Here is a 24,993-nt window from a genome sequence, read left to right as displayed (position 1 = left end):
GGGAAAGAAAATATATGAAGAATTTTATCTTAATGCCTGCATTTATTATGATTACAATTGTGGTTTATTTTACAATGAAGAGTGCAGCTAAACCAAGAAGAAATATATTGTTTGGAGTTACTCTTCCAACTGAAGCTTTAAGTAATGATGCTGTTTTAAAGATGATTGATGATTACAAGAGAATAATAAATATATTTACTTTAGTAATTATATTAACTGGATTGCCAATAGCTTTTATAAATAAGGAGCTTTTATCAGTTTTATATTTGCTTACTTGGAGTTTAGTTACGGCAGAATGGTTAGTTAGGCAACCATATATATATATGAATAGAAAGCTTAAAAAGTTGAAGAAAGATAATGAATGGTTTATTGGGGAAAAAAGAGTTGTTAGTATGGATACTAAAATTAGTAGGTTAAAAGATAAGATGCCTATACCTAATAAGTATATTCTTATACCTTTTGGTATATCTTTGATTCCACTTATTATATCTATAGTTAAATATGATGAAGATTTAAAGTATGCAACTTTTATAGCAGTTATATTAATGGCTGTATTAGCGTTATTATATTTTATAGGATTTAGAGGTAGTAATAAGCTTAGAATAAAAGTGTATAGCAAAAATAGCGATATTAATTATATTTTGAATAAAGAAGAAAAATACTTAAATTCAATTGCTTGGTTTATTACATCTCTAACTTCAAGTATAATTTTCTTGTTTACATATTTAGTAATTTATGAAGTTATTAATGTAAGCTATAACGTTATAACTATTATAGCTATTTTAGGGGCTATAGTTACTTTTGTAGTATATATTTATACTAATAATAGAATAAAAAGTTTAGAAGAAGAGCTACTAAAAATAGATAAGGAAGTTATTTATACAGATGATGATGAGTATTGGATAGATGGATATAAATATTATAATGAAAATGATTATAACTCAAAAGTAAATCCTAGATTTGGATTTAATACATATACTTACAACTTAGCTACTAAAAAAGGTAAAATATCATATTATTCAGGATTTATAATATGTGCAGTGATTTTTATACCATCATTTTTTTATTCATTAAGTATGGAACTTACTGATCATAAGATTAATATATCAAATGAAAGTATAAGTATTGATTATCCTTCTTATGATTATGAATTTAGTGTTAATGATATAGAAGATATTAAATTAGTCGATGAAGTTAGTTTTAAGCTGAGAACTAACGGTATAGGCACTGATGAATATTGTAGAGGCAATTTTAGATCTAGAGAATATGGAAAGTGTAGAGTATATATTTATAATAATAGTAAACCATATATCATTGTAAAATTGAAAAATAACTATTTTATATATAATGAAAAAACTAAAGATGAGACTATGGATGTATATAATCAGTTAATAGAAAAATTATAAAATTAAACCACATTAAATTCATAGATATCTATCCAAACTGCTTATGCTAATTGAATATCACTATTAATGGCATATATATTATAGTCTAAATCATGATAGCTACTTTAAAAGTAAATTATTAAATGAATTGTATAGTAGTGAATTATACTAAAAAAGAATTTATAGAATGAATAAATTTGCTATTTATTTTTAAATTTAATATAGTATAATATAGTTGTAAGAAAAAAAGAAATCACAATCTAGTCATGTAGAGCAGTGATTTCTAGTATAAATTATTTTTATTTAATTTAAAGTAAAACTTTAAACCACTTTTTCTACGGTTAATAGATAAGTGGTTTTTTATTTTATAAGGAGACATAAAAACTTAGAATAAGTAATGACATAATTAAGCGTAAAGACTCTACAAAAAACATATCAAAAAACAAGAGGAGTAAAATATGAAGGAAGAAATAACAAAACCATTAGGAGAAACAACTTCAGAAAAAATAATAAAGTTAATAGTAGATGAAAACCTAAAAATAGGAGACAAATTACCAAATGAATATGAACTAGCAGATAAATTAGGTGTAGGTAGAAGTACAATAAGAGAAGCGATAAAAGCATTAGTATCAAGAAATATACTAGAAATAAAAAGAGGTTCAGGAACATTTATAAAATGTGGGGTAGCAGATGATCCATTAGGATTAATGTTTGTAAAAGACAAACTAAAACTAGCAGTTGACTTATTAGAAATAAGATTTATGATAGAGCCTAAAATAGCAAGTTTAGCAGCTATAAATGCAACTAAAGAAGATATAGAAGAGCTATCAAAATTATGTGATGAAGTTGAAGAACTTATATTAAATGGAATACCACATATGGAAAAAGATATAGAATTTCATACAGCAATAGCTAGAAGCAGTAAAAACTTAGTAACAACAAGTTTAGTTCCAATAATAAATAAATCTATAGCAGTATTTATAGACGTTACAAATACACAATTAAAAAATGAAACAATAGAAACTCATAAAGAGATTTTAAATGCAATAAGAAATAAGAATGCAAATGAAGCACATGATGCTATGTTACTTCACTTAGCATACAACCGTAGAAATATAAATAGGATAGTAGCTGAAAAAAATTAAATAAATAAAACAAAAATACGTCTGATTAATCAGATGTATTTTTGTTTTTATATTTAATTATATGCTGATTAAAACTACTTAAATACCTTAGGAAAAAGTTTTTACGAAAAAAATAGATAAAATATTGTAAAAATACGTCAGACGTGTTAATATTAAGTAAAGAAAGACGTCAGACGTATTATAAAAACCAATAAGGAGAGTAGGATATGATTAGTCAAGAAGTTAGAAAAATAGCTCCTGAAATGGATCCTTTAAGGAGAGGTATGGGATGGAGTGTAGATGATTTATCTAAGCCACAAATAATAATTGAAAGTACTTTTGGAGATAGTCATCCAGGAAGTGCACACCTTGATATATTTGTAAATCAAGCTATTAAAGGTGTTAATGAACTTGGAGGAAAAGGTTCTCGATTTTATGCAACTGATATATGTGATGGTCAAGCACAAGGCCATGATGGAATAAATTATTCTTTAGCATCAAGGGATACACTAGCAGCGTTAATAGAAATACATGCAAATGCAACACCTTTTGATGGTGGAGTATTTATCTCAAGTTGTGATAAGGGTGTTCCATCTCATTTAATGGCAATAGGTAGAGTAAATATCCCATCAATAGTTGTTACTGGTGGTGTTATGGAAGCTGGGCCTAATTTACTTACATTAGAGCAAATAGGAATGTATAGTGCTATGTATCAAAGGGGAGAAATAACAGAAGAAGAGTTAACATATTACAAGCATAATGCATGTCCTTCATGTGGTGCATGCTCATTTATGGGAACAGCCTCAACAATGCAAGTTATGGCAGAAGCATTAGGATTAATGTTACCAGGAAGTTCTTTAATGCCAGCAACATGCAAAGATTTAGAAGATGTAGCTAAAGAAGCAGGACGTTATGCTGTTAAGTTAGCTAAGTTAAATTTAAAGCCAAGAGATATAGTAACTTATAAATCTTTTGAAAACGCTATTATGATTCATGCAGCAATCTCAGGTTCAACTAATTCATTATTACACATACCAGCAATTGCACGTGAATTTGGAATAGACCTTGATGCAAATGAATTTGATAAAATACATAGAAATATACCGTACTTACTAGACATCAGACCTGCTGGAAAATGGCCAGCAGAGTACTTCTACTATGCTGGCGGAGTTCCTGCAATAATGGAAGAAATAAAAGATTATTTACATTTAGATGTTATGACAGTTACAGGAAAAACATTAGGTGAAAACTTAGAAGATTTAAAAACAAATGGGTATTATGAAAAGTGTGATGAGTATTTAAGTAAAGTTGGATTAAAAAGAGAAGACGTAATACGTAAAAATACAAATCCAATAGGTGACAATGGTGCAATAGCTATACTTGGAGGTAATCTAGCACCAAAAGGAGCCGTTGTTAAGCACTCTGCAGTTCCAAAAGAAATGCACAAAGCTATATTAAAAGCTAGACCATTTGATAGTGAAGAAGAAGCTATAAATGCAATATTAACAAAAGCTATAAAGCCAGGTGATGCAGTTATCATAAGATATGAAGGTCCAAAAGGAAGTGGAATGCCTGAAATGTTTTATACAACAGAAGCTATATCATCAGATGAAGAATTATCAGCGAGTATAGCATTATTAACAGATGGAAGATTTTCTGGAGCATCTAAAGGTCCTGCAATAGGGCATATATCACCAGAAGCTGCAGTAGGGGGACCAATAGCTTTAGTTTGTGAAAATGATTTAATAGAAATTGATATACAAAGTAGAACGTTACAAGTTATAGGAATTAATGGCAAGGAATGTAGCTTAGAAGAAGTTGAAAAAGTATTTGAAGAACGTAGAAAAAATTGGGTTCCTAAAGAGGAAAAATACAAATCAGGAATACTAAGCATATATTCTAAAAATGCAGTTGATCCAATGTTAGGTGGATATATGAAATAATTAAAAATTAATTATAAAATGGGGGAAAAATATGTTAACTGGACCATTATTAATAGGTGTATTTTTATTAGCAATCGCTATATTACTAGTTTCAATAATAAAGTTTAGACTTAATGCATTTATAGCATTATTAATAACATCATTAGTAACATCTATTTTAGTTGGAATGCCAATAGGAGATATAGCCTCTACTATCTCAGGTGGATTTGGATCTACATTAAGTGGAATTGGGATAGTAACTGGATTAGGTGTAATGTTAGGAAAGTTTATGTTTGAATGTGGAGCAATAGAAACTATATCTAATGCAATACTTAATAAGTTTGGTGAGAAAAATAGTCCAGCAGCAATAGCTATATCAGGATTTTTAACTGGTATACCAGTATTTGGGGATGTAGTGTATATAATGTTTGCACCTATGTTAAGAGTTTTATCTAAAAAAACTAATATATCAATGGTAACATTTGCATGTGCAATATCAGTAGCAACAACTTGTACATATTCATTAGTAATACCTACACCAGCACCACTTGTTGTTTCAGAAAGTTTAGGAATTGATGTAGGAATATTCTTTGTATATGCAATTTTAACAGCTTTTGTAGCAACAATTACAGGTGGTATATTATATGGTAAGTTTTTAGATAAGCAAGATAAGAAAAATGGACATTTCTATACTTTTGAAGATATAGAAGAGATAGAAGATGAATTAGAAGCAACTAAAGAAACTAGACCTATGCCATCTTTTATGAAGTCTTTATCAATATTATTAGTTCCAATAATGCTTATACTTTTAGGAAGTTTTGTACCTTTAGCATTAGGAGATAACAATTCGGTAGTACCTTTAGTTAAGTTCTTAGGAGATAAAAATGTTGCAATGTTGATAGGTGTTATATATGCAGCGCTTATATCAAAACCATATATAACTAGAAGTATATCTGATATTATGAATGACGCAGCTGACCAAATTGGTCTTATATTACTAATAACTGGAGCAGGTGGAGCTTTCGGAAAAGTTTTACAAGCAACAGGAATAGCAGATTATATAGCTGGTTCATTATCACAATTTAGTATACCAATATTACTACTTTGTTTCTTAATATCTCAAATTATACGTTGTGCACAAGGTTCAACAACAGTTGCGCTTATGACAACAGCATCTATATTAAGTGGAACAATAGCAGCAAGTTCTGTATCTCCTATATTATGTGCAATAGCAATATGTGCAGGTGGAATAGGTTTATCACTTCCAAATGATTCAGGATTCTGGGCTATAAGTAGATTCTTTAAAATATCAGTTCAAGACACTATAAGAGGTTGGACAGTAGGTGGATTTATAGCAGGTTTATCAGCACTTGCATTTATATCTATACTATCTTTATTCCAAAACGTTTTACCAGGTCTTTTGTAATTAGTTTTTAAATAAATGGGAATCTCAAAATTAATATATAATTATTTGAGATTCTCTTTTTAAATATATAAATTTAATCGGAGGAATTTATTATGAAAAAGATGAAAGTTTTAAAAGCACTACAAGAGTGTGGCGTAGTTGCTGTTGTTCGTGGAAATACAAAAGAAACAGGAATAAATATTGCAAAAGCTTGTATAAAAGGAAATGTAAAAGCAATAGAAGTAACTTATACTAATAAATTTGCAAATGAAATAATACGTGAATTAAGTGAAGAATTTAAAACTCAAGACGATGTAGTAATAGGAGCAGGAACAGTACTAGACCCTGAAACTGCGAGACTTGCTATATTACAAGGAGCTGAATATATAGTATCGCCATCATTTAATTTAGAAACTGCTACTTTATGTAATAGATATAAAGTAGCTTACATACCAGGAGTTATGACTATAAATGAAATAGTTTTAGCACATGAAAGTGGAGTCGATGTTATAAAATTATTCCCAGGAAGTGCATTTGGACCAAGCTATATAAAAGCTATAAAAGGACCACTTCCATATGCAAATGTAATGGTAACTGGAGGAGTTAACATAGATAACTTAGATGCATGGATAAATGCTGGAGCTGATTTAGTAGGAATAGGTGGAGAGTTAAATACTATCGGAGAAGAAGGGAAATTTGATGAAATAACATCAATATGCAAAAAATATATAGAAAAATTAAACAAAGCAAGAGGATAATAGAATGAGAGTAGCTGGATTTGGGGAAATAATGCTTAGACTAGCAACTAATAAAGGTTTTATGATATCTAATACAAACAACTATAATGCAAATTATGGTGGAGGAGAAGCAAATGTTTTAATATCTTTATCAAAGTTTGGAATAGATACAAAAATGATAACAAAAGTTTCTAATAATGACATTGGAGAAGGAATCATAAATTATTTAAATAGCCATAGAGTAAATACTAGCCAAGTTCAAAAAGGTGAAGAAAGAACGGGAATATACTTTTTAGAAGTAGGAAGTGGAAATAGAGCATCAAAAGTAATTTATGATAGAGCAAACTCAGCATTTAGTAATATGAAAGTTACTGATTTAGATATAGAAAAAGCTTTAGAAGATGTAGATTTATTTCATTTTTCAGGAATAACTTTAGCTTTATCTAAAGAACTAAGAGAATTAACTATGAATATACTAAAGCATTGTAAAAAGAACAATATATTAGTAAGTTATGACTCAAATTATAGAGCAAAGCTTTGGACTATAGAAGAAGCAAGACAAGCTACATTAGAGATATTGCCTTTCGTAAATATACTATCAGCAGGGATATTAGATGCTGAAAATATATTAAAAATGGATTGTGAATATGAAGATAAGTATGAAAAGTTAAGTCATTATTATAATGAAATAAATAAGATTTATCCAAATATAAATCATATGTTTTCATCCATAAGAACTATACAGTCAGTATCAGTAAATACTTTACAGTGCAATTATTATACTGAAGGGAAGTTTTATACATCTAAAGAATATATTATAGATGATATAGTAGATAGAGTAGGTGGAGGGGATGCCTTAACTGCTGGAATACTATATTCTATATTAAATAATAAAGAAGCTGAGTACCTGGTAGAATTTGCAACCGCATCATCAGTTTTAAAGCATAGTATATATGGAGATGCAAACTTAGTTAATGTAGATGATGTAGAAAACTTAATGCAATATGGAGCTGGAAAAATAGCTAGATAATCTATATTTTTATATAGAGAATCGTGGGTATTATTGTATAGCAAAGCAAAGTTGAAAAATAACTATTGTATATATGGTATGATGACAATGGAAGAATGATTATATGACTAAATAAAAGTAAATTTTACTCCCATGCCTAAGATGAATTTCTTGGGTATGGGAGTTTCTTATAAAATTAAACAACGCTACATTCATAGATATTTATCCAAACTGCTTGTGTTAATAATATAAAACTACAAACCCATACAGCCTTAGTACTTATAGCAATAGATATTAAAGTACCTGGAATAGCTCCTAATGCAAAAGAGAAAGTAAGACATGTAAAAATAATTAACTTTCTTATAGAATCTTTACTTTTTTCGTCTAATGCACTATATAATAATTGACCAACATTTCTAATATTTCCTGTACATATAGTTGTGTTAAATGCAATACCAAGGCATTCTCTAAATAAACACAGCTGATATCCCATAAAAAAAGAAACTAGATTAGTAACAATAATATCCGGGAAAGAAGTAGGTATAAGTCCTATAAAGAATAGTGCAATTGCTTCTAAAATAAGAGCTAGCTTTCTCCAATCTCCTTTAAATTTATGTATTACAAGTATAGCTTTAACTAGTTCACTAAACGCAGCACCTAATATACAGGCAACAATTGGAATAAAGTAGCTTAGTGCACCTTGCCACTGACCAAGTGCTATGTTAATTCCTAATTTAGACATATTAGCAGTGTGCATATTAGCTAATATATGATGCCTTGTAATGTAGGTATATCCATTCATATACCCTCCAACAATGGTTACTATCATTATAAATATAGGCTTTTTCCAAGGAGGGACTTTCTGTTTTATTTCATTGTTTTTCATATAATTTTACCTCTTAACATGTGAATATCACTATTAATGATATATATATTATACCCTAAATTATGATAGTTCTTTAAAAATAAAATATTAGTATGATTAAAATCATTTAGTATTTTAACTTACGATATTTGAAAATTAAAATACAGGATAAAAAGGCAAAAGACAACTTACATATTTATATCAATAAGAATAAGCTACTAATAAAGACTTTCTATTAATGGAGGTATTTGTATGGGATATTATGTTAAAGTAGAATCAAATGTAAAACTTTACGTAGAAGATCTTAACCCAGAGGGGAAGAAGACAATCTTGTTTTTGCACGGGTGGCCAGGGAGTCATAAATTGTTTGAATATCAGTTTAATCAGCTTCCTAAAATGGGATATAGATGTATTGGTATAGATCAGAGAGGATTTGGTAAGTCAGATAAGCCTTATGAAGGTTATGACTACGATAAATTGTCAGACGATGTTAGATGTGTGGTTAATGCATTAGGGCTACATAATTTTACACTGGCAGGACATTCAACTGGAGGAGCTATAGCTATCAGATACATGTCTCGCCATAAAGGATATGGAGTATCTAAACTTGCTCTTTTTGCTGCAGCAGCACCTAGCCTTATAAAACGTCCAAATTTCCCATATGGTTTAGAAAAAGAGGAGGTTACCAAAATTATTGAGGGAACATATACTGATCGTCCTAAAATGTTGAGTAATTTTGGTGACATTTTTTTCTTTCAGTATATAACTAAACCATTCTCTGATTGGTTCTTGCAATTAGGCTTACAGGCAGCAGGTTGGTCAACAGCAGCCATTGCAAATACTTGGATAAATGAAGTGTTATTTACTGATCTAAGAGAAATTAATGTTCCAACTTTAATTATTCATGGAATTCATGACAAAGTTGTTCCATTTTCACTAGGCAAAGTACAAAATCAAAGTATTAAAAACTCAAAGCTTGTACCATTTGAATTTAGCGGTCATGCATCCTTTTATGATCAGCAAGAGAGATTTAACGAAGAGTTGGTACAATTTATTGAAGAATAAAGTTTTGTAGAATTAAGTCTAGTATGGTATTGTAAAAATATATATAGCTTTAATGAGATTATTAATATTGATGAGTCTATTGGTAGTAGGACTATTTAAGATGAGTAAGGGAAGAAATTAAATTATAGGATAAATAAAGAGGAACGATTCGTTCCTCCTTATTTATACGTAAAATAGAATTTACCAAGTTTTATGTATGATGGCAGTATTTTGGTAAAAATCAATTTTGGTATACTAGTTACATCAATTAAAAATTATAGATAATTTTTTAATTTATTCATGTTATCATTGTATTTAATTATAGGTCCGGTGTAGTATCTATCACATTTTAAAGCATCAAATACCATATTCATTAAAACTAATTTATACTCCTCATCATAACAATATAAATACAATCCTTCCTTTTTTAAAACATAAGAAATAGGAAATACTTCCATGACAGTATTTTCAAGCTGTAACTTTACAAAAGACTTATCATCTATAGCATCCTCAATTACTTTATATACATCTTTTTTATTAACACTTTGGTCTTCATCTAAGTCTATTATAAATATTTCTTTTAATTTTTCTAATATTTTATTACATCTATCAGAGTCAACTAGCCTAAATTTTTCAATAAGATCTGTCTTTTTTAAGTCTGGTTTTATATGCTGAGAAATATATAGTGATAATATTAAATCTTTATAATCATTGTCAGTTAGTATATATTTAGCTATTATATAATTTTTATCTATTTCTACTCCACCATTTACACCTCGATATGAAATTATAGGAATACCCAATAGCGATAATTTATCTAAATCTCTCTGTATAGTTTTTTCACATACATTAAACATCTCTGCTAAATTCTTTATTGTAGTTTTAGAGTTGATTTTTAATAGATAAAAAAGTATTTCTAATAATCTCATATCTTTCTCCTTTTAATTAATTACTTATTATTTTTTAGCCACTCAATAGCACAATAAGCATGCATTGCTGCTCCTGTAACCATTATATCCTCATTAAATACAACTTTATTATTATGCATAGGAAGTCCATATAGTGGATTTTCTTGTTCAGTACCTGCACCTAGCATAAAGTAAACACTTGGAACTTCATATGAGTAAGATGCAAAATCTTCAGAGCCCATACCTCCACCTTCAAATGAAACAACAGATTTTTCTCCAACTAAATCTTTTACATAGTTTCCAAGTTCATTAGCTAAATTTGTATCATTTGTAAGAGGTGGAACAGAAGATAATTCTATAAGTTGTGCTTGTCCTCTAAACATTTGTGCTGTTGAAGTTACTATTTCACTCATTCTATTAAATATAAATTCTCCTAATTCCTTATCTAAACTTCTTATTGTACCTTCCATAACAACTTCTTCAGGTATTATATTTGGAGCATCTCCACCAGCAAATTTACCAATTGTTAATACTGCTGGTTTAGTTGGAGATATTTCTCTACTAATTATCTCTTGTAGAGATAAATATATATGAGAAGCAATATTTATAGGATCTACACCAGTTTCAGGAAGAGCACCATGGCATCCAGTACCTTTTACAACTATTCTAAATCTAATACATCCTGCTATACTAGTTCCTAATCCATATAATACAACATTTGAAGGTGTTCCAGAGTGAACATGCATAGCCATAGCAGCATCAACTTTAGGGTTTTCAAGTACACCTGCTTTTAACATATTTTTAGCCCCAGTAAATCCTTCCTCATCTGGTTGGAATACTAATTTAACTGTACCTTCAATTTGATTTTGGTTTTGTTTAAGTAGTTTAGCTGCTCCTAAAAGCATTGCAGTATGCATGTCATGACCGCAAGAATGCATACATCCATTTGTTGATTTAAAATCACACTCAGTAGCTTCATTCATTGGAAGTGCATCCATATCTGCTCTTAATAAAAATGTTTTTCCTGGTTTATTTCCTTGTATAGTAGCTATTATACCACTTTCACAAATTTCTTTTGGATTATATCCAAATGATTTTAATGTATTTATTACAAAAGCTTTTGTTTTAGGTAATTTAGCTCCAACTTCTGGATTACTATGAATTATTCTTCTATAATTTACTATTTCATCTTTTATTAAATCTGCTTGTTTTATAAAGTTATTCATATATTTGCACCTCTTTATTAATTTTGATAAAAAATTTGCTTATATCATATTTTTCACTATATACAGTAAAAAATTCTTTAATGTATAAAGTGTTTTTTTTAATATAAACCTTAAATAGGACATATATAGTCTGTTTTATAGATATTATTTATTTTTTTAGATAAAGTTAAACACATCAAATCGAATTATATTTTGTATTTTGGAAATAATAAAATAGATATTTATTAAGGAGGAAAACAAAATGCAAAGTGGGAATTTAAAATGTAATGCAACTGATTGTATACATAACATAAATTATGACTGTAAGGCAGGTGCCATACATGTAAGTGGGCTTGGTGCAGTAGAGGTTAAAGGGACTAGTTGTACAAGCTTTGTAGATAAAGAGAGTAGTAGTTTAGTAAATAGTTTAGCTGGAAGTCCTAATGAGAAAGAGTCATTTTTTAATAGTTCTAATAACAGTTTTGTAAATAGTACAGGTGATTCAACTACAAAACCATCTGATATAAAATGTGAGGCTCATAATTGTAGATATAATGAAAATAAAAAGTGCTATGCAGAATATGTTGAAATAGATAAAGTCGATGTATATTGTAATTCCTTTGATTATGGAGGACATATTTAATACTATAGAAAATACGCTTCTTAAAAATATTTATAGAAGCGTATTTTAAGTAGATATCTATAATAATTTGTTTTGATGTTTCTTTATCTGGTACAGAAAATAAAGCTATATAATTCTCTGGCACTTTAATTTCTGCCATACCTTTTAGTTGCCACTCTTTATATTTACATAGCCTTTGAATATAGTTTATGGCTTTTGCTGTATCTCTACCACAAGTCATTACAAAGTAAACTTTGTTACTTCCTAAGAATTTTGTATTTTTTATAAAATACGTAACAACTATTGGCAACCTCCATGCATAAGTAGGGCATACGAATACGAATGGTTTATCTATTGACATTAATTCATCTGTTTTTCCTTTTTTTATAAGTTGATTTATTGATATCAGTTCATCATTTAATTCTTGTGCAATTTTGCGAGCTACATATCGACTATTACCAGTACCGCTAAAATATAAAATCATAATTATATCTCCCTAACTATTTTTTATTTTAAACATTAATCCTTTTGATCTAATAAAGTAATTTATCCATAGATTGTATTTTAATAAATATAAAATTTACTAGTTTAAAAAAATTATAGCACATTAATATTTTTTATATTTATTGGTAAAGAATTTGATTACCATTAAATTTTAAGGTCTATTTAGGTTGTATAGATTTTATATTAAAATGTGAGAACACACTGTTAATCCTAAGCGATACCTTTAACAGATGAGTCAGATTTAATAAATTAAAAATATACACTAATATAAAATAAATAAGACAGATTTAAAATAAAAAATATATAATAGTATCTATTATTTTATATTTATGCTATAATAAATATTGTAGAGATACAAAAGCAAGTCAAGAATATCTTGATGCAGGTTCAATAGGAGAAGTTATATGAATAACGGAATAGTAAAATGGCTTGATAATGAAAAAGGTTTTGGATTTATATCAGTTGAAGGTGGAGATGATGTTTTTGCTCATTTTTCGGCTATACAAAAAGATGGATTCAAATCATTAGAAGAAGGTCAAAAAGTAAGCTTTAATATAGTTAAAGGTGCTAGGGGTCCTCAAGCAGAAAACATAACTATATTATAATATATACATTGTTCTTAGAAAGATTCCTTAGTGGGGTCTTTTTTATATTTATAACAGTATAAAGAGTTGAATATAATATTAATAATAATATTTAATATAGAAAATAATTTAAACTTAAAATCTACATTACTAGCAAACTTTAAATAAAATACTATATTAGTATACAGTACAGCTTTAGAAAGATAAATCTAGTTAAATAGGCTAAGTTTTATTTTCATATATAAAATAAAAGAGGAGAGATAAAAGCATGTACAAAATTGGAGAATTTATTATTTATAGTAATTGTGGATTATGTGAAGTAGAGGATATAGGTCCACTTAATATTTCAGGCATTAACAATAAAAAGGATTATTACACACTAAAACCAATATATGAAAATGGTAAAATATTCACACCAATAGATACAGATGTATTTATGAGAGCAATTTCTACGTATGAAGAAGTTCAACAATTAATAGAGGGTATTTCTTCTATGGAGGAAATGGACTGCAATGAGAAAAATGTAAATTTATTGCAATCTAAATATAAACGTTTTATTAAAAATTATGAGTGTGTAGATTTATTATCTGTAATATTAGGTGTTTATAAGAAGAAATATAATGGAAAAAAACTAGGTCAAGTAGATGAAAAGTTTATGAAACTAGCTCAAGGATTAATTAATGATGAATTTTCAATTGCCTTAGGAATACCTAGAGAAGAAGTAGAAAAATATATTAAAGAAAAAGTTAGAGATAGACAATACAATAACTAAAAATATAACTATTAATATTTATATAGATATATATACTAGAATATTATATTTAATAATACAATTGTGGATTTGATTGTTGAGAATTATCTTTAACATTGAAATTTACGAAAAAGCTATTGATAAATTATCAATAGCTTTTTAATTTTATATAAAAAATATATCTCTAGATAATAGAAGATAGTTGTTATTTTTCACATTATAAATAAGGTTTTGTTTATTTATTATTAATATAGTATAATTAAAAAGAAATCGATTAAATCACTCTTATTCTATTAGTAAGAGTGCTTTCTTACGTCTAAGAAGGCTATATTTAGACTAAGATTAAGAAAAAAGCTATAAAACTTTAAAAGTAGCAACTAATAATATACGATAGAAATGAGGTTTAAAGTGAAAAAAATTAAGTCTTTTAAGACAATAATTCTAACAATTTTAATATTAGCACTAACATCTGTTAGCAGTTTAGCTAATGCCCAAGATAACACAGGTCAAATCCAAGGAATAGTTGCCGAGTCAGCAATAGTTATGGATATGGATACTGGTGAAATTATAGCATCAAAAAATGCCGATAAGCAGATGCCTATAGCAAGTACTATAAAATTACTAACATCATTAATTTATGCAGAAAATACTTCAAAGTCAGAGCAGATTTCGTTTACTGAAGATGCACTTAAAACTACTCAAACTGCATTAAATAACTTTAAAAAAGTTAATCCAGGAGATAAAATTTCAAGTGATGATCTTATGAAAGCCGTTATGATTTTTTCTGCTAATGATGCTGCATATTTAATGGCAGATTCTGTAGCTGGAAATACTAAAGATTTCGTAAAGATGATGAACGACAGAGCAAAGTCTATGGGATTAAAAGATACACATGTAGTAAATCCATGTGGATTAGAAAGTAATGCTCTAAACCCAGAAAATAAAGAAATAAACTTATCAAGTGCATATGATATAGCAATAATTGCAAGAGAAGCTTTTAAGAATGAATGGATTAGAGATACAATATCAGAAAAAAATAAAAAGGTAACTGTTAACCTAGCAGGATCACCTGTTATTATTGAAACAAGAAATAAAATGCTTGGCCAACATGGCAATATAGGTGGAAAGACAGGAAATGAAGCTAAAGCAGGTCGCTGCTTTGTTGGTTTCTTTGAAAGAGATGGTAGAAAATTAGTTACAGTTGCTCTTAATTCTGTGTATGGGGCAAATGATGTAGATGTATTTAATGATACAAAGATAATTGCAGATGATGGATATAATGCTAAAAAGCAAGTATTTAAAAAGGCTGGAGAAAAGATTGATACAGTAAAATTAGAGTACAAGTTATTTGGGCTATTTGGGCCTAAAAAGACTGTAGATGCTCCAATTGTAGTATCAAAAGATATAATGTATTATAAAAATCCTATCAATGATAAAAATGCAAAAATAGAATATAACACTAAAGATAAAAATGCATGGAAATTAGCAGATAAAGAAGTAGAGCTAACATTTTCATTACCAAATTATAAAGCAAAGGTACCAGGAAAAGTGGATATATCATTATTTGATTTAATTAAAGCTAATATAGTACCATATGGTATTTTTGTTGCTGTTGTAGGAGTTGTTTTAGCAGTGTCTATAATATTGTATAGGAAAATATCTACAAATAGAATGCGTAAAAGAAAAGGATATATATTTTATAAAAAATAAATATATAAAGCACATTGATTAATTAGTCAATGTGTTTTTTATATTTAAGAATAAAAATTTTGTATTAGCTAGTATTGAGTATAATGGTGCCAAATAAAGAAAAAGCCTCATAGGATATTATAAGAAAGTAAATTTAGAGGTGAAGTATGAAAGAATATAAAAGACAACAACAAAATTTATATAAGTATACCTTAGCTAACACTAATCTAAGAGAAGAAAAGTCTACTTCTTCAAATGTAATCACTGTAATACCTGCAAGGTCTAAGGTTCAAGTTATCGAAGCTGAAGAATATTGGTATGAAGTATTATATAATGGAAAAAGAGGATATATATATAGTGATTATTTATCCAAAACGAAATATACATGGACAGATGTTACTTTAAGATCTTATCCATCTGCTGAATCAAATCCAGTAACTACAATTCCTCCAAAATCTATAGTACAAGTTCTGTCTGTAAATGGAGATTGGAGTCATGTTATGTATAATAATCAAGAAGGATATATATTTAGCTATTTCCTCTCTGATGATGGAAACCCACCTAAAGAATATGATTTTAAGTACTTTTACACAGATATGACAAAGTTTGTAAATGATAATAAAATTAAAAGCCCCACTACAAATTTAATTACAACAGATTTAAAAAATAAGCTTACTTATATATTTGAAAAAAATCATGATGGTTCATGGAATTTACTTTATAAGTGGTCATGTACAGTAGGAAAACCTAGTACACCAACTATTAAGGGAACTTTTTATGTTAGCGGTAGAAAGCCTTACTTTGGATCTGATATTTATAGGGTAAAATACGCTACTAGAATCCGAGGTAGCTACTATTATCATTCAATTTTATTTAATGCAGCAGGAACTGAAATAATTGATGATAGACTTGGTATGGCTTTGAGCCATGGATGTGTTAGATTAGCTACAGAAAATGCTAGGTGGATTTATAATAATGTATTAGATAAAACTACTATAATTATAAACTAACTGATAATTTAAATTCATTTTAATTTCTTTAAGTCTATAATTTTCAGATAATATTATCAATATAAGATGTATTTGAATATAGATTAAGTATAAGGTTTAATATTTATAAGAAGGAGGAACGAATCGTTCCTCCTTGATTTATATATTATTAAAATTGAGAATAAATATAATTAGATAATATATTTTATACTTTTTTACACATCTATCTTTTATATTATATAAGCATCACTAAATCCTTTAGATATAGCTTTGTTTTTAAGATTTATAGCATTTTCACTATCCTCAAAAGCTCCTATACACACACGATATAGTTTTTTATTATTCACTTCCTTATTTACAAAAGATAAAAGCTCTTTTGATATTGTATTTGCTATATTTTCCAGGAAATAACTATTAGATAGATTTTTCTCAAATTCTATATTTGATATAAAATCTATTTCTATTAATAGTGCAGGCATTGTTGTTTTTCTAAGCACATAAAATTCCTTAGATATTTTCACTCCTCGATTTTTAGTATTTATTGATTTTGATAGGGAATTACAAATGTTTTTAGATAGATTATATAGTTTTGAATTTTTGTCGTATACCCATACTTCGCATCCTCTTACTGATTTATTACTTGATGAGTTTAGGTGGATGCTTATAAAGTAATTACATTTTTCTTTGTTTGCCTTATTTACTCTTTCTTCTAGTGTGTGGTATGTATCATTTGTTCTACTTGTTATTATAGTTTCATTTGATTTTTCTAATGTATTTTTTATTAAGTTTCCTACCTTTAAGACTACGTCGCTTTCTTTTGAAAACTCTCCCAATGCTCCTGGGTCTTTGCCACCATGACCAAAGTCTAAGTACCATTTCATATTATCAACTCCTTTTTATTAGATTCTATTAGAGAGATGCTTTAAGTTAAATTAATATATGTGTATGAGTTTAGTTTGTCCTTAAAAAACAAATTGTATGGTTACAATTAATATTGAGAATTTTTATAAACACAAATATAATTAACTTATAAGATACTAAAAATTTGGAGGGAGTAAAATGGATAATAAAACTAAAAAAATTGTAATAAATGGACTTATGATAGCCTTAGTATGCCTTGCTACAATGACTATTCAAATTCCAATACCTGGAACACAAGGATATGTAAATGTAGGTGATAGTGTAATATTTATTTCATCAATTTTATTTGGACCATTTACAGGAATGATTGCAGGGGGAGTAGGTTCAGCACTAGCAGATATTTTAAGTGGATATTCTCATTGGGCATTATTTACTCTTATTATAAAAGGTTTAGAAGGATATATAGTAGGTGTTACTATATTAAAAAGACATACAATGATAAATATGGTTTCTTCAACTTTACTAGGAAGTATAGTTATGGTAATTGGTTACTTTTTAGCAGGTATATTATTAAATGGAGGTGTTTTAGTTTCAGCAGGTTCTATACCAGCAAACATAGTTCAAGGAATAACAAGTATAGTTATAGCAGTTCCTATTACTTGCTCTTTAAGAAAAACAAGTTATGTAAAGCGTCTTAATGCTCAACACTAAAAATAAAGTCAAGGATTTTTATCCTTGGCTATTTTTATTATATTAAGCTAATTATAAAGAAGAAGGATATAAAAAAGAATTGATATAATAGTTTACAAAATTAATTTTTTAGCATACCATATGATTAAAAGTGAATATGATAATTTGATGAAGGAGATTTTATGAAGATAATACGAATGTTAAAGGCTCTAGGAGATGAAACTAGAATAAGAATAGTCAATATTTTAAGAGAAGGTCCATTATGCGTTTGTGAAATTGAATCAATACTTAGAATTACACAATCTAATGCATCTAGGCATTTGAATAAGTTAATGAATGCTAATATAGTTACTTATTACAAAGAGGCAAAATATGTGTATTATAAATTAGATGAAAAAACTTTAAAAAAATATAACTTTATAAAAGTTTTTTTAGAAAATGAATTAGATAAAGAGGAAAAATTAAAATATGACTATGATATTTTAACAGCCTATAAAGATGCTGGATTAAATTGTGAAAATGTATCTAAAGTTAAAGATATAATTTGTAAAATTAACAAAAGAAAATCACTTTAGGAGGGAAGAACATGAGAATAGCAGTAATATCAGATATACACAGTAATATATATGCACTTGATAAAGTTTTATTAGATATTGACAAAAAAAATGTAGATATGATAGTATGCACAGGTGATCTAGTAGGATATGGAACTCGACCAAATGAAGTTATACATAGGATAAAGGAAGAAAATATACTTACTATAATGGGAAATTATGATTATGCTATAGGAAACTCTAAAATAGTATGTGGATGTGATTATCCAGATCCTAAAGATGCTCATAATGCTGGACTTTCAATGCATTTTACAGGGAAAGAAATAACTGAAGAAAATAAAAAATATTTAAGAAATCTTCCGAAAGAAGTAGTATTAATTTTTAACAATAAAACTATAAGATTTGTTCATGGAAGTACTAGAGTAATAAATGAATACTTAAAGGAAAACTCTAAAGAAGCAGATGAAGTTATGAACGAGTTGGTAGAGGATATATTAGTTTGTGGTCATACACACATACCATATGCAAAGTATCATGGAGAAAAATTACTTGTAAATGCAGGAAGTGTAGGAAAGCCAAAAACTAATAGACCTGATGCAAATTATGTAATTATAGATATAAAAAATGATGATGAGTTAGCAAAAACGTATTCAAGTGTTGAAGTTGAAATAATTGAAGTAGAATATAATTTTGAGAAACTAGCAAAAGAAATTGAGGAAAATGAAATACTTCCAAATAAATTTGCAAGACTTATAAGAGAGGGTAACTCAAAATAAATCTATATTTAAGATAACATATTTATATTAAATATAAGTAAACATATTCATAAATTTGAATATGTTTATATAAGTAAGAAGTATTTGTTGAAGTAGCAAATAAAACCAGATACTAGTTTGTAAAATAAAATTATATAGAAGGTGAATAATTGTGAGAATAGAGATTTTTGAATCAATGAATTATGGAATACAAGGTTTAACGGATACATCTAAGGATATGAAAGCTTCAAAATTTCATCAAGATTTAAATATGTTAAAGTCTCAATATAATGATATAGAAGTTTTAACTTATAAGGTGGATGTGTATGGAGTTAGACCTAAAAAAATAGATTTTTTAATAAATACAGGTGGAAATAAATTAGTCAAGGAAATGAGCAATAAAAAGTTGCCCATAATATTTATAAATGATGAGATTATCAAATGTGGAGAATATCCAAATATAGAAGAAATTAAAGCGTATATACAAGCTAGTAATTAGTTTTAAATATAAAATCAGAAAAATAAGAATAAGGAGGAGCGATTCGTTCCTTATTTTTATTTGCATAATATGTAAAAATATAATTGAAAGATTAAAAAAGCAATATATGAAAGGTATATAAAGTATTATGGAAAAAGAAATAATATTCTTGTTTAATTAATTTTAAAAATTAATATATGTGTATATATTTGATATAAATCGTAACTATTATATCTAACCTAATATATTATATAATTATAAATAAAAGGGGAGATTTATATGTCAAATATTAAAAATGATTGTAACACTATGCAAAATCATATAAAAAAATCAAAGTCTAATTTAAGTGTATTTATGTATACAACTAACGCAATTATGTTTATGTTAATGACACCTTTTGTTAAACTTCATGAGAAACACTTTAATAAAGTTGAAGAATATGTAAATATCCTTAATGATTATTGTAAAGAAAATAATTTAGATATAAAATTTGATAATTTTTATGAGGTTCAAAACTCATCTATTATGTACAGTCAAACACAGTTAGGGTCATTAACAATTAAACAATATGAAGCAAGAATAAAATATTTAAATACTCTTAACGAGAATATTGAGTCTTTAAAAGGGTGTATATAAATAATTGTGAATCGTAATTAAATTATTTATATATTTTTATAACTTAATAACATAAATAAAAAGTGATTTAGAATAATTTCTAGTCACTTTTTTTATTTAACTAAACATTTTTAAAAGGTCTTATTTTACAATATATTAAATGAAAAAATTAATATATTAATACATTTAACTGTAAATTCTACCAAAAAAATATAAAAAAATTAATAAGAAGACTAAAAATGGCAAATTTCGACAAGGTAGATATGTATAATTAATATGGTGAAAATCAAAACAACAATATCTGGTATTTAATAAAGAAAAGGAGATAAAGTATGAACATAGTAAAATTAGGATTTTTCGGATATGAAAATATGGGAAAAGAACATGAAGGATTCAATCACTTCTTAGGAACTAATGAAGAAATAATATACTCATTTAAAGGAATAAGAGATGAACTTGTATTTACAGACAAAAGAGTAATAATGCTTAATATCCAAGGATTAACAGGAAAGAAAAAAGAATTTAGGTTTTTCCATTACAACAAAATAAACAGCTATGCAATAGAGAGTTCTGGAAGTTTTGATTTAGATAGTGAAGTTAAGTTAGTAATAGGTAGTGTTCAATATGAGTTTGAACTAGGCAAAGGCATAGATGTAATGGCTATAGGTAGATTAATAAGTGATGCAGTATAAAAATTTTTAAATAGGAATAATAAATTTTATATCAAGGAGAGCAATTATATGAATAAGTTTTTAACTAAAATTAGGGAAATGGGTGCAAAGAAAGTAATAAGCTACATAGTTACATTTGTAGTAGCAGCCTTCTTAGGAATAGGTATGGGAGCATCTGGTATGGTATCAAAAGCTGACTATGATGAATTAAAATCAAAGTATGATAAAGTAAGTAATGAACTAGAAAGCTCAAAGAATACAGTAAATGAATTACAAGCAAAAGTAGATGAAGCAAAGCCATTTTTCGAAATGAAAGATGCAGAAAAAGAGGCTATGAAAATAGAAACGCATAAAAAAGAAGAAGAAAATAAAAAAGAGCAAGAAAGAATAGCCAAAGAGAAGAAAAAAGAAGAAGAAGCAAAAAAACAAGCTGAATTAGATGCAAGAAGTATAACTTTAGGAAATGGAACTTATTTAGTAGGTAAGGATATACCAGAAGGTGTATATGATTTATATGCTGTAAAAGGTGGAGGAAATGTAATGTCATCTGACTTTAGAGTAAATCTAATAATGGGCGTAAGTGGAAATGATGATTTTTATCAAAGAGAAGAACAAAATGTAGTATTAAAGGATGGCACTAATATAGAGCTAAAGGGAGTTACAATAAAATTTGTTCCAGATGATGGGTACGTTATAAATAACTAATAAAAAAAGAGGAACGAATCGTTCCTCTTTTTTTATTTGGATGTGTTATATACTAGAGATAAAATTTATAGTAGGAGTAAAATGCTTATAAATTTAAGATTATTCATTTAATATGCAGATAAACTGGAATTTATATATTTTTTCATTATATAATTCGTTAGCCTTATACCATTTCTCTCAACAAATTGTTTTTTTATTACTTTATATCTACGCTTTTCAAAAAATGGTTTTGCAGTTATGGATGAATGAGTTATAATGTATTCTACATGGTATCGCTTTTCTAATTTATCGCAAAGAGCAGTAGCAATACCAATGTTTTGATAATCCTTATGTACATATAATCTATCTAGATATCCTTCATTATTAATATCACCAAAGCCAATTATCATATTATTTTCTTCTGCAACCAATGTATAGTTATTTAAAAAAGATTTATCCCATTTATAAATATCAATATTTCCTGTAGCCCATACATTTAATTGTTCTTGTGTATAGTCTTTTGCATTAATGAAATGAACAGTATTATAAAACAAATCTGCTATTTTATCACAATCACTTGATTTATATTCCCTTATCTTCATATTTCTTTTCCTCCGAAATTTCTATTTAATTTAAATACATACTTGGTCTTTATTAAATATCTTTTTAAAACTTTATATATCTATATTACAACTTAATTTAAAAAAAGTAATTAATTATCAACAATTATTTAAAATAGAGCAAAATAAAAAAAGACCAGTTTTTTCTAGTCTTTTTATTGTTTATAATTTTATATATTATTTAGTATAACAAGTTTATATTTTAAGTTATTAATTGGTTAATTACAATATTTTTCAATACTATTTAAAATTCAAAGATAAATAGTTTTTCAAGGGGAGTATTTAACTCCTTTGAAATTCTAACAGCTAATTCAAGTGAAGGATTGTACTTTGCATTTTCTAAGCGAGCTATAGTTTCTCTTCTAACATTAACTTTATTAGCTAATTCTTCTTGGGTTAATTCATTAAATTGACCATACTTTTTTTAATTATTAATAAATTTTGCCATAATTTTAGTTTCCTGTATCAAATTTATAAGTTAAAAATACCCCCTGTTAATGTGATATATTTATATCTCTATATTACACATATATCACACTGACTTTATATATGACTTAAATTAAAAAAATACACCTTAATAAATATTAAGAGCTTCTTAATATTTTCTTAATATTTAAAAATTACTATTATGCTAGTATTTATATTAATAAACAAATCAAATTTTGAAAGGAGATAACTTATAATTATGTCGAGTCTTTATCCATTTATTTGTGTAATATTACCTTGTGTAATATACCAAATATTTGCTATAAAACAGGGAGATTTAAAAGAAAAAACATATCTAGTACCACATTTAATATGGGTATATATTTTCTTAATTTATATTTATTTAGCAATTAGTGTAGCAGGGATTGGTAGTGTATGGGATATAGGTCAATATAGTGGAATTATTAGATTAGAAGAAATAAATTTAATTTTATTTAACTCAAATGGTATTTTGACTTATATTTTAAATATTATTATGTTTATGCCTTTAGGATTTTTACTTCCTTTGATTTGGGAGAGATTTAGAAATCCTATTAGAGTATTTCTAACTGGAGTAGGCTTTTCATTAGCAATTGAGATTTGTCAACTATTCAACCATAGAGCTACAGATATTGATGATTTAGTAATGAATTCTTTAGGTGCTGTTTTGGGGTATTTTATATGGGTACTTGTAAGCAATTTATTTAATAGCATAAATAAAGAAATTGCTTTTATATCTAAAAGTGAAGATACTGTGGATACATATAAAACCACTATGTCCATATTTAAAAATGAGGCTATCATATATATTATATTATCTGTTTTAGGAGAATTTTTCTTGTACAATTGGTATATTTTCCCTAACTAAGCTATTATATATTAAAAAGATAACTTTTGTATTGTATAATATCAATAAATCAGATGGTTATATGTTAAATAATTTAGATACTAATTTATTGGGGAAAAGATTGGGGGATTATATTTGATAATAACAACTTTAGTTGAGAATACTACAATATCAAAAGAATATAAGAAAAAACATGGATTGTGCTTACATATTAAAACTAGAGAACATAGTATTTTGTTTGATGTAGGTCCAGATGATACATTTATAAAAAACGCTAGAAAGCTAAACATTGATATTTCTGATGTTGATATAGTTATTATTTCTCACGGACTATACTTCAATAATGAAGTTTGCAAAATATTATGTAGGGCTAGATGCTAAAATTAAGAATAATCATAGAATTGTTTTAATTGATGGTAATTATAAATTAGATGATAGTATATATTTATTTTCAAATGTTAAAGGAAATAATTTAATTCCAAATTCAAATAAATCACTACTAAAAAAAGAAGAAGATAGATATGTTCAAGATAATTTTAATCATGAGCAAAATCTTATTTTAAAAGAAAACAATAAATATACACTTATTGCAGGTCGTTCTCATCGTGGTATAACTAATATTATAGAAACAGCAGAGAAGATAATTGGTAACAATTTAGATATGACTATTGCTGGATTTCACTTGTTCAATACTGTATCAATGAAAAGTGAGAGATTTGAATTTATTGAGTTAATGAGCGAGAAACTATCAAATAAAAATATGGATTTTTATACTTACCACTGTACAGGTATAAAGCCATTTAGTATACATACTATTATATAGTTAAAAATGGTTTAAATACATTTAGAGATGAATTAATAAAATTAAGTTTGACTTTTCTTTATTTTGATAGGCTTTACAAGGATTGAAGATATTAGATTTTTTTTAACTATTACCTAAATACAAATTTAAGTAATAGTTTAAATTTGCATTCTTAAATTTTATTATTTATAAAATACTTATAAAACAA

27 protein-coding genes and 2 pseudogenes are annotated in these 24,993 nt (G+C 27.0%); 22 read left to right on the top strand and 7 right to left on the bottom strand.

Going from position 1 to position 24,993, the window contains the following annotated elements; translation table 11 throughout:
• Nucleotides 1–14: 14 nt before the first annotated feature.
• The 6 genes from ABHC41_RS00525 to ABHC41_RS00500 all read left to right on the top strand — a co-directional run bounded on the left by ABHC41_RS00525 (nt 15) and on the right by ABHC41_RS00500 (nt 7,603).
• Nucleotides 15–1,406 (top strand): PH domain-containing protein, encoded by a 1,392-nt coding sequence (locus ABHC41_RS00525; RefSeq protein WP_271891896.1) that lies wholly within the window; start codon nt 15–17, stop codon nt 1,404–1,406.
• Between the two features lie 437 nt (nt 1,407–1,843).
• The gene (locus ABHC41_RS00520) at nt 1,844–2,530 is read left to right on the top strand and encodes a FadR/GntR family transcriptional regulator (RefSeq protein WP_271891894.1); all 687 of its coding nucleotides are present in this window, start codon (nt 1,844–1,846) and stop codon (nt 2,528–2,530) included.
• Nucleotides 2,531–2,736: 206 nt separating this feature from the next.
• Nucleotides 2,737–4,452, top strand: a complete 1,716-nt coding sequence (ilvD, locus tag ABHC41_RS00515; RefSeq protein WP_195237023.1) for a dihydroxy-acid dehydratase — start codon at nt 2,737–2,739, stop codon at nt 4,450–4,452.
• A gap of 31 nt (nt 4,453–4,483) precedes the next feature.
• Entirely contained in the window at nt 4,484–5,857 is a 1,374-nt protein-coding gene (locus ABHC41_RS00510) for a gluconate:H+ symporter (RefSeq protein WP_092926428.1), read from the top strand.
• 92 nt (nt 5,858–5,949) lie between these two features.
• Nucleotides 5,950–6,594 carry a bifunctional 2-keto-4-hydroxyglutarate aldolase/2-keto-3-deoxy-6-phosphogluconate aldolase gene (locus ABHC41_RS00505; RefSeq protein ID WP_092926426.1) on the top strand — a complete coding sequence of 215 codons (645 nt, stop codon included), beginning with the start codon at nt 5,950–5,952 and terminating at the stop codon, nt 6,592–6,594.
• A 4-nt stretch (nt 6,595–6,598) separates the two neighbouring features.
• Nucleotides 6,599–7,603, top strand: coding sequence for a sugar kinase (locus ABHC41_RS00500; protein ID WP_271891890.1), 1,005 nt, complete (start codon nt 6,599–6,601; stop codon nt 7,601–7,603).
• 175 nt (nt 7,604–7,778) lie between these two features.
• Here the strand turns inward: ABHC41_RS00500 and ABHC41_RS00495 are convergent, their stop codons facing one another.
• On the bottom strand, nt 7,779–8,468 hold the full coding sequence (locus ABHC41_RS00495) for a YoaK family protein (protein ID WP_271891888.1): 690 nt from the start codon (nt 8,466–8,468) through the stop codon (nt 7,779–7,781).
• Nucleotides 8,469–8,699: 231 nt separating this feature from the next.
• Between ABHC41_RS00495 and ABHC41_RS00490 the strand changes: the two genes are divergently transcribed.
• Nucleotides 8,700–9,512, top strand: a complete 813-nt coding sequence (locus ABHC41_RS00490; protein ID WP_271891887.1) for an alpha/beta hydrolase — start codon at nt 8,700–8,702, stop codon at nt 9,510–9,512.
• Nucleotides 9,513–9,766: 254 nt separating this feature from the next.
• On the opposite strand, the gene ABHC41_RS00485 is transcribed toward ABHC41_RS00490, so the two are convergent.
• Together ABHC41_RS00485 and ABHC41_RS00480 are read right to left on the bottom strand one after the other, a co-directional pair.
• Nucleotides 9,767–10,420, bottom strand: a complete 654-nt coding sequence (locus ABHC41_RS00485; RefSeq protein ID WP_271891885.1) for an HTH domain-containing protein — start codon at nt 10,418–10,420, stop codon at nt 9,767–9,769.
• Between the two features lie 20 nt (nt 10,421–10,440).
• A complete protein-coding gene (locus tag ABHC41_RS00480; protein ID WP_271891883.1) occupies nt 10,441–11,625 on the bottom strand; it encodes a M20 family metallopeptidase in 1,185 nt (394 codons plus the stop codon).
• Between the two features lie 241 nt (nt 11,626–11,866).
• Here ABHC41_RS00480 and ABHC41_RS00475 point away from each other — a divergent pair, with 241 nt between their 5' ends.
• Nucleotides 11,867–12,247: a DUF1540 domain-containing protein gene (locus ABHC41_RS00475; protein WP_166505179.1), complete on the top strand. Its 381-nt coding sequence runs from the start codon at nt 11,867–11,869 to the stop codon at nt 12,245–12,247.
• Between the two features lie 43 nt (nt 12,248–12,290).
• Here ABHC41_RS00475 and ABHC41_RS00470 read toward each other — a convergent pair.
• Nucleotides 12,291–12,710 (bottom strand): annotated as a pseudogene (locus ABHC41_RS00470) (EFR1 family ferrodoxin); the annotation flags it as partial.
• A 424-nt stretch (nt 12,711–13,134) separates the two neighbouring features.
• Here ABHC41_RS00470 and ABHC41_RS00465 point away from each other — a divergent pair.
• The 4 genes from ABHC41_RS00465 (at nt 13,135) to ABHC41_RS00450 (ending at nt 16,764) form a co-directional block, all read left to right on the top strand.
• Nucleotides 13,135–13,335, top strand: coding sequence for a cold-shock protein (locus tag ABHC41_RS00465; protein ID WP_271891881.1), 201 nt, complete (start codon nt 13,135–13,137; stop codon nt 13,333–13,335).
• Between the two features lie 247 nt (nt 13,336–13,582).
• The gene (locus tag ABHC41_RS00460; RefSeq protein ID WP_271891879.1) at nt 13,583–14,086 is read left to right on the top strand and encodes a CarD family transcriptional regulator; all 504 of its coding nucleotides are present in this window, start codon (nt 13,583–13,585) and stop codon (nt 14,084–14,086) included.
• A gap of 387 nt (nt 14,087–14,473) precedes the next feature.
• Nucleotides 14,474–15,775, top strand: a complete 1,302-nt coding sequence (locus ABHC41_RS00455; protein WP_271891878.1) for a serine hydrolase — start codon at nt 14,474–14,476, stop codon at nt 15,773–15,775.
• Between the two features lie 146 nt (nt 15,776–15,921).
• Complete coding sequence (locus ABHC41_RS00450; RefSeq protein ID WP_271891877.1) at nt 15,922–16,764, top strand: SH3 domain-containing protein; 843 nt, start codon at nt 15,922–15,924, stop codon at nt 16,762–16,764.
• A gap of 209 nt (nt 16,765–16,973) precedes the next feature.
• On the opposite strand, the gene ABHC41_RS00445 is transcribed toward ABHC41_RS00450, so the two are convergent.
• The gene (locus ABHC41_RS00445; RefSeq protein WP_195581000.1) at nt 16,974–17,624 is read right to left on the bottom strand and encodes an N-acetylmuramoyl-L-alanine amidase; all 651 of its coding nucleotides are present in this window, start codon (nt 17,622–17,624) and stop codon (nt 16,974–16,976) included.
• Between the two features lie 178 nt (nt 17,625–17,802).
• Here ABHC41_RS00445 and ABHC41_RS00440 point away from each other — a divergent pair, with 178 nt between their 5' ends.
• The 7 genes from ABHC41_RS00440 (at nt 17,803) to ABHC41_RS00410 (ending at nt 22,072) form a co-directional block, all read left to right on the top strand.
• A complete protein-coding gene (locus ABHC41_RS00440) occupies nt 17,803–18,315 on the top strand; it encodes an ECF transporter S component (protein WP_092926403.1) in 513 nt (170 codons plus the stop codon).
• 161 nt (nt 18,316–18,476) lie between these two features.
• On the top strand, nt 18,477–18,869 hold the full coding sequence (locus tag ABHC41_RS00435; protein ID WP_092926401.1) for a metalloregulator ArsR/SmtB family transcription factor: 393 nt from the start codon (nt 18,477–18,479) through the stop codon (nt 18,867–18,869).
• 11 nt (nt 18,870–18,880) lie between these two features.
• Nucleotides 18,881–19,624, top strand: a complete 744-nt coding sequence (locus ABHC41_RS00430; RefSeq protein WP_271891873.1) for a metallophosphoesterase family protein — start codon at nt 18,881–18,883, stop codon at nt 19,622–19,624.
• Between the two features lie 151 nt (nt 19,625–19,775).
• A complete protein-coding gene (locus tag ABHC41_RS00425; RefSeq protein ID WP_271891872.1) occupies nt 19,776–20,102 on the top strand; it encodes an arsenic metallochaperone ArsD family protein in 327 nt (108 codons plus the stop codon).
• 258 nt (nt 20,103–20,360) lie between these two features.
• On the top strand, nt 20,361–20,717 hold the full coding sequence (locus ABHC41_RS00420) for a hypothetical protein (protein ID WP_240275975.1): 357 nt from the start codon (nt 20,361–20,363) through the stop codon (nt 20,715–20,717).
• A 311-nt stretch (nt 20,718–21,028) separates the two neighbouring features.
• Nucleotides 21,029–21,388 carry a PH domain-containing protein gene (locus tag ABHC41_RS00415; protein ID WP_092926393.1) on the top strand — a complete coding sequence of 120 codons (360 nt, stop codon included), beginning with the start codon at nt 21,029–21,031 and terminating at the stop codon, nt 21,386–21,388.
• A 48-nt stretch (nt 21,389–21,436) separates the two neighbouring features.
• Nucleotides 21,437–22,072: a hypothetical protein gene (locus ABHC41_RS00410; protein ID WP_271891871.1), complete on the top strand. Its 636-nt coding sequence runs from the start codon at nt 21,437–21,439 to the stop codon at nt 22,070–22,072.
• Nucleotides 22,073–22,179: 107 nt separating this feature from the next.
• Here ABHC41_RS00410 and ABHC41_RS00405 read toward each other — a convergent pair whose 3' ends face one another.
• Together ABHC41_RS00405 and ABHC41_RS00400 are read right to left on the bottom strand one after the other, a co-directional pair.
• On the bottom strand, nt 22,180–22,653 hold the full coding sequence (locus ABHC41_RS00405) for a GNAT family N-acetyltransferase (RefSeq protein ID WP_166505189.1): 474 nt from the start codon (nt 22,651–22,653) through the stop codon (nt 22,180–22,182).
• Nucleotides 22,654–22,915: 262 nt separating this feature from the next.
• Nucleotides 22,916–23,119 (bottom strand): annotated as a pseudogene (locus tag ABHC41_RS00400) (helix-turn-helix domain-containing protein).
• A gap of 237 nt (nt 23,120–23,356) precedes the next feature.
• Here ABHC41_RS00400 and ABHC41_RS00395 point away from each other — a divergent pair.
• The 3 genes from ABHC41_RS00395 to ABHC41_RS00385 all read left to right on the top strand — a co-directional run bounded on the left by ABHC41_RS00395 (nt 23,357) and on the right by ABHC41_RS00385 (nt 24,806).
• Entirely contained in the window at nt 23,357–24,004 is a 648-nt protein-coding gene (locus tag ABHC41_RS00395; protein ID WP_207743599.1) for a VanZ family protein, read from the top strand.
• 114 nt (nt 24,005–24,118) lie between these two features.
• The gene (locus ABHC41_RS00390) at nt 24,119–24,364 is read left to right on the top strand and encodes a hypothetical protein (RefSeq protein ID WP_195581004.1); all 246 of its coding nucleotides are present in this window, start codon (nt 24,119–24,121) and stop codon (nt 24,362–24,364) included.
• Entirely contained in the window at nt 24,327–24,806 is a 480-nt protein-coding gene (locus ABHC41_RS00385; protein ID WP_271891870.1) for a hypothetical protein, read from the top strand. Before ABHC41_RS00390 ends, ABHC41_RS00385 begins: the two co-directional genes overlap by 38 nt.
• Nucleotides 24,807–24,993: the final 187 nt, after the last annotated feature.

Source organism: Romboutsia sp. 1001216sp1, from assembly GCF_039841805.1.
Taxonomy (GTDB): domain Bacteria; phylum Bacillota; class Clostridia; order Peptostreptococcales; family Peptostreptococcaceae; genus Romboutsia_C; species Romboutsia_C hominis.
The sequence above is the reverse complement of the archived record's forward strand: the minus strand, read 5'-3'. Positions and strand labels throughout refer to the sequence as shown.

Bases quoted from the DNA above. Each gene is read 5' to 3' on its own strand.
- ABHC41_RS00525 (WP_271891896.1), top strand. From the start codon at position 15: ATGAAGAATTTTATCTTAATGCCTGCATTTATTATGATTACAATTGTG.
- ABHC41_RS00520 (WP_271891894.1), top strand. From the start codon at position 1,844: ATGAAGGAAGAAATAACAAAACCATTAGGAGAAACAACTTCAGAAAAA.
- ilvD (WP_195237023.1), top strand. From the start codon at position 2,737: ATGATTAGTCAAGAAGTTAGAAAAATAGCTCCTGAAATGGATCCTTTA.
- ABHC41_RS00510 (WP_092926428.1), top strand. From the start codon at position 4,484: ATGTTAACTGGACCATTATTAATAGGTGTATTTTTATTAGCAATCGCT.
- ABHC41_RS00505 (WP_092926426.1), top strand. From the start codon at position 5,950: ATGAAAAAGATGAAAGTTTTAAAAGCACTACAAGAGTGTGGCGTAGTT.
- ABHC41_RS00500 (WP_271891890.1), top strand. From the start codon at position 6,599: ATGAGAGTAGCTGGATTTGGGGAAATAATGCTTAGACTAGCAACTAAT.
- ABHC41_RS00495 (WP_271891888.1), bottom strand. From the start codon at position 8,468: ATGAAAAACAATGAAATAAAACAGAAAGTCCCTCCTTGGAAAAAGCCT.
- ABHC41_RS00490 (WP_271891887.1), top strand. From the start codon at position 8,700: ATGGGATATTATGTTAAAGTAGAATCAAATGTAAAACTTTACGTAGAA.
- ABHC41_RS00485 (WP_271891885.1), bottom strand. From the start codon at position 10,420: ATGAGATTATTAGAAATACTTTTTTATCTATTAAAAATCAACTCTAAA.
- ABHC41_RS00480 (WP_271891883.1), bottom strand. From the start codon at position 11,625: ATGAATAACTTTATAAAACAAGCAGATTTAATAAAAGATGAAATAGTA.
- ABHC41_RS00475 (WP_166505179.1), top strand. From the start codon at position 11,867: ATGCAAAGTGGGAATTTAAAATGTAATGCAACTGATTGTATACATAAC.
- ABHC41_RS00465 (WP_271891881.1), top strand. From the start codon at position 13,135: ATGAATAACGGAATAGTAAAATGGCTTGATAATGAAAAAGGTTTTGGA.
- ABHC41_RS00460 (WP_271891879.1), top strand. From the start codon at position 13,583: ATGTACAAAATTGGAGAATTTATTATTTATAGTAATTGTGGATTATGT.
- ABHC41_RS00450 (WP_271891877.1), top strand. From the start codon at position 15,922: ATGAAAGAATATAAAAGACAACAACAAAATTTATATAAGTATACCTTA.
- ABHC41_RS00445 (WP_195581000.1), bottom strand. From the start codon at position 17,624: ATGAAATGGTACTTAGACTTTGGTCATGGTGGCAAAGACCCAGGAGCA.
- ABHC41_RS00440 (WP_092926403.1), top strand. From the start codon at position 17,803: ATGGATAATAAAACTAAAAAAATTGTAATAAATGGACTTATGATAGCC.
- ABHC41_RS00435 (WP_092926401.1), top strand. From the start codon at position 18,477: ATGAAGATAATACGAATGTTAAAGGCTCTAGGAGATGAAACTAGAATA.
- ABHC41_RS00430 (WP_271891873.1), top strand. From the start codon at position 18,881: ATGAGAATAGCAGTAATATCAGATATACACAGTAATATATATGCACTT.
- ABHC41_RS00420 (WP_240275975.1), top strand. From the start codon at position 20,361: ATGTCAAATATTAAAAATGATTGTAACACTATGCAAAATCATATAAAA.
- ABHC41_RS00415 (WP_092926393.1), top strand. From the start codon at position 21,029: ATGAACATAGTAAAATTAGGATTTTTCGGATATGAAAATATGGGAAAA.
- ABHC41_RS00410 (WP_271891871.1), top strand. From the start codon at position 21,437: ATGAATAAGTTTTTAACTAAAATTAGGGAAATGGGTGCAAAGAAAGTA.
- ABHC41_RS00405 (WP_166505189.1), bottom strand. From the start codon at position 22,653: ATGAAGATAAGGGAATATAAATCAAGTGATTGTGATAAAATAGCAGAT.
- ABHC41_RS00395 (WP_207743599.1), top strand. From the start codon at position 23,357: ATGTCGAGTCTTTATCCATTTATTTGTGTAATATTACCTTGTGTAATA.
- ABHC41_RS00385 (WP_271891870.1), top strand. From the start codon at position 24,327: ATGAAGTTTGCAAAATATTATGTAGGGCTAGATGCTAAAATTAAGAAT.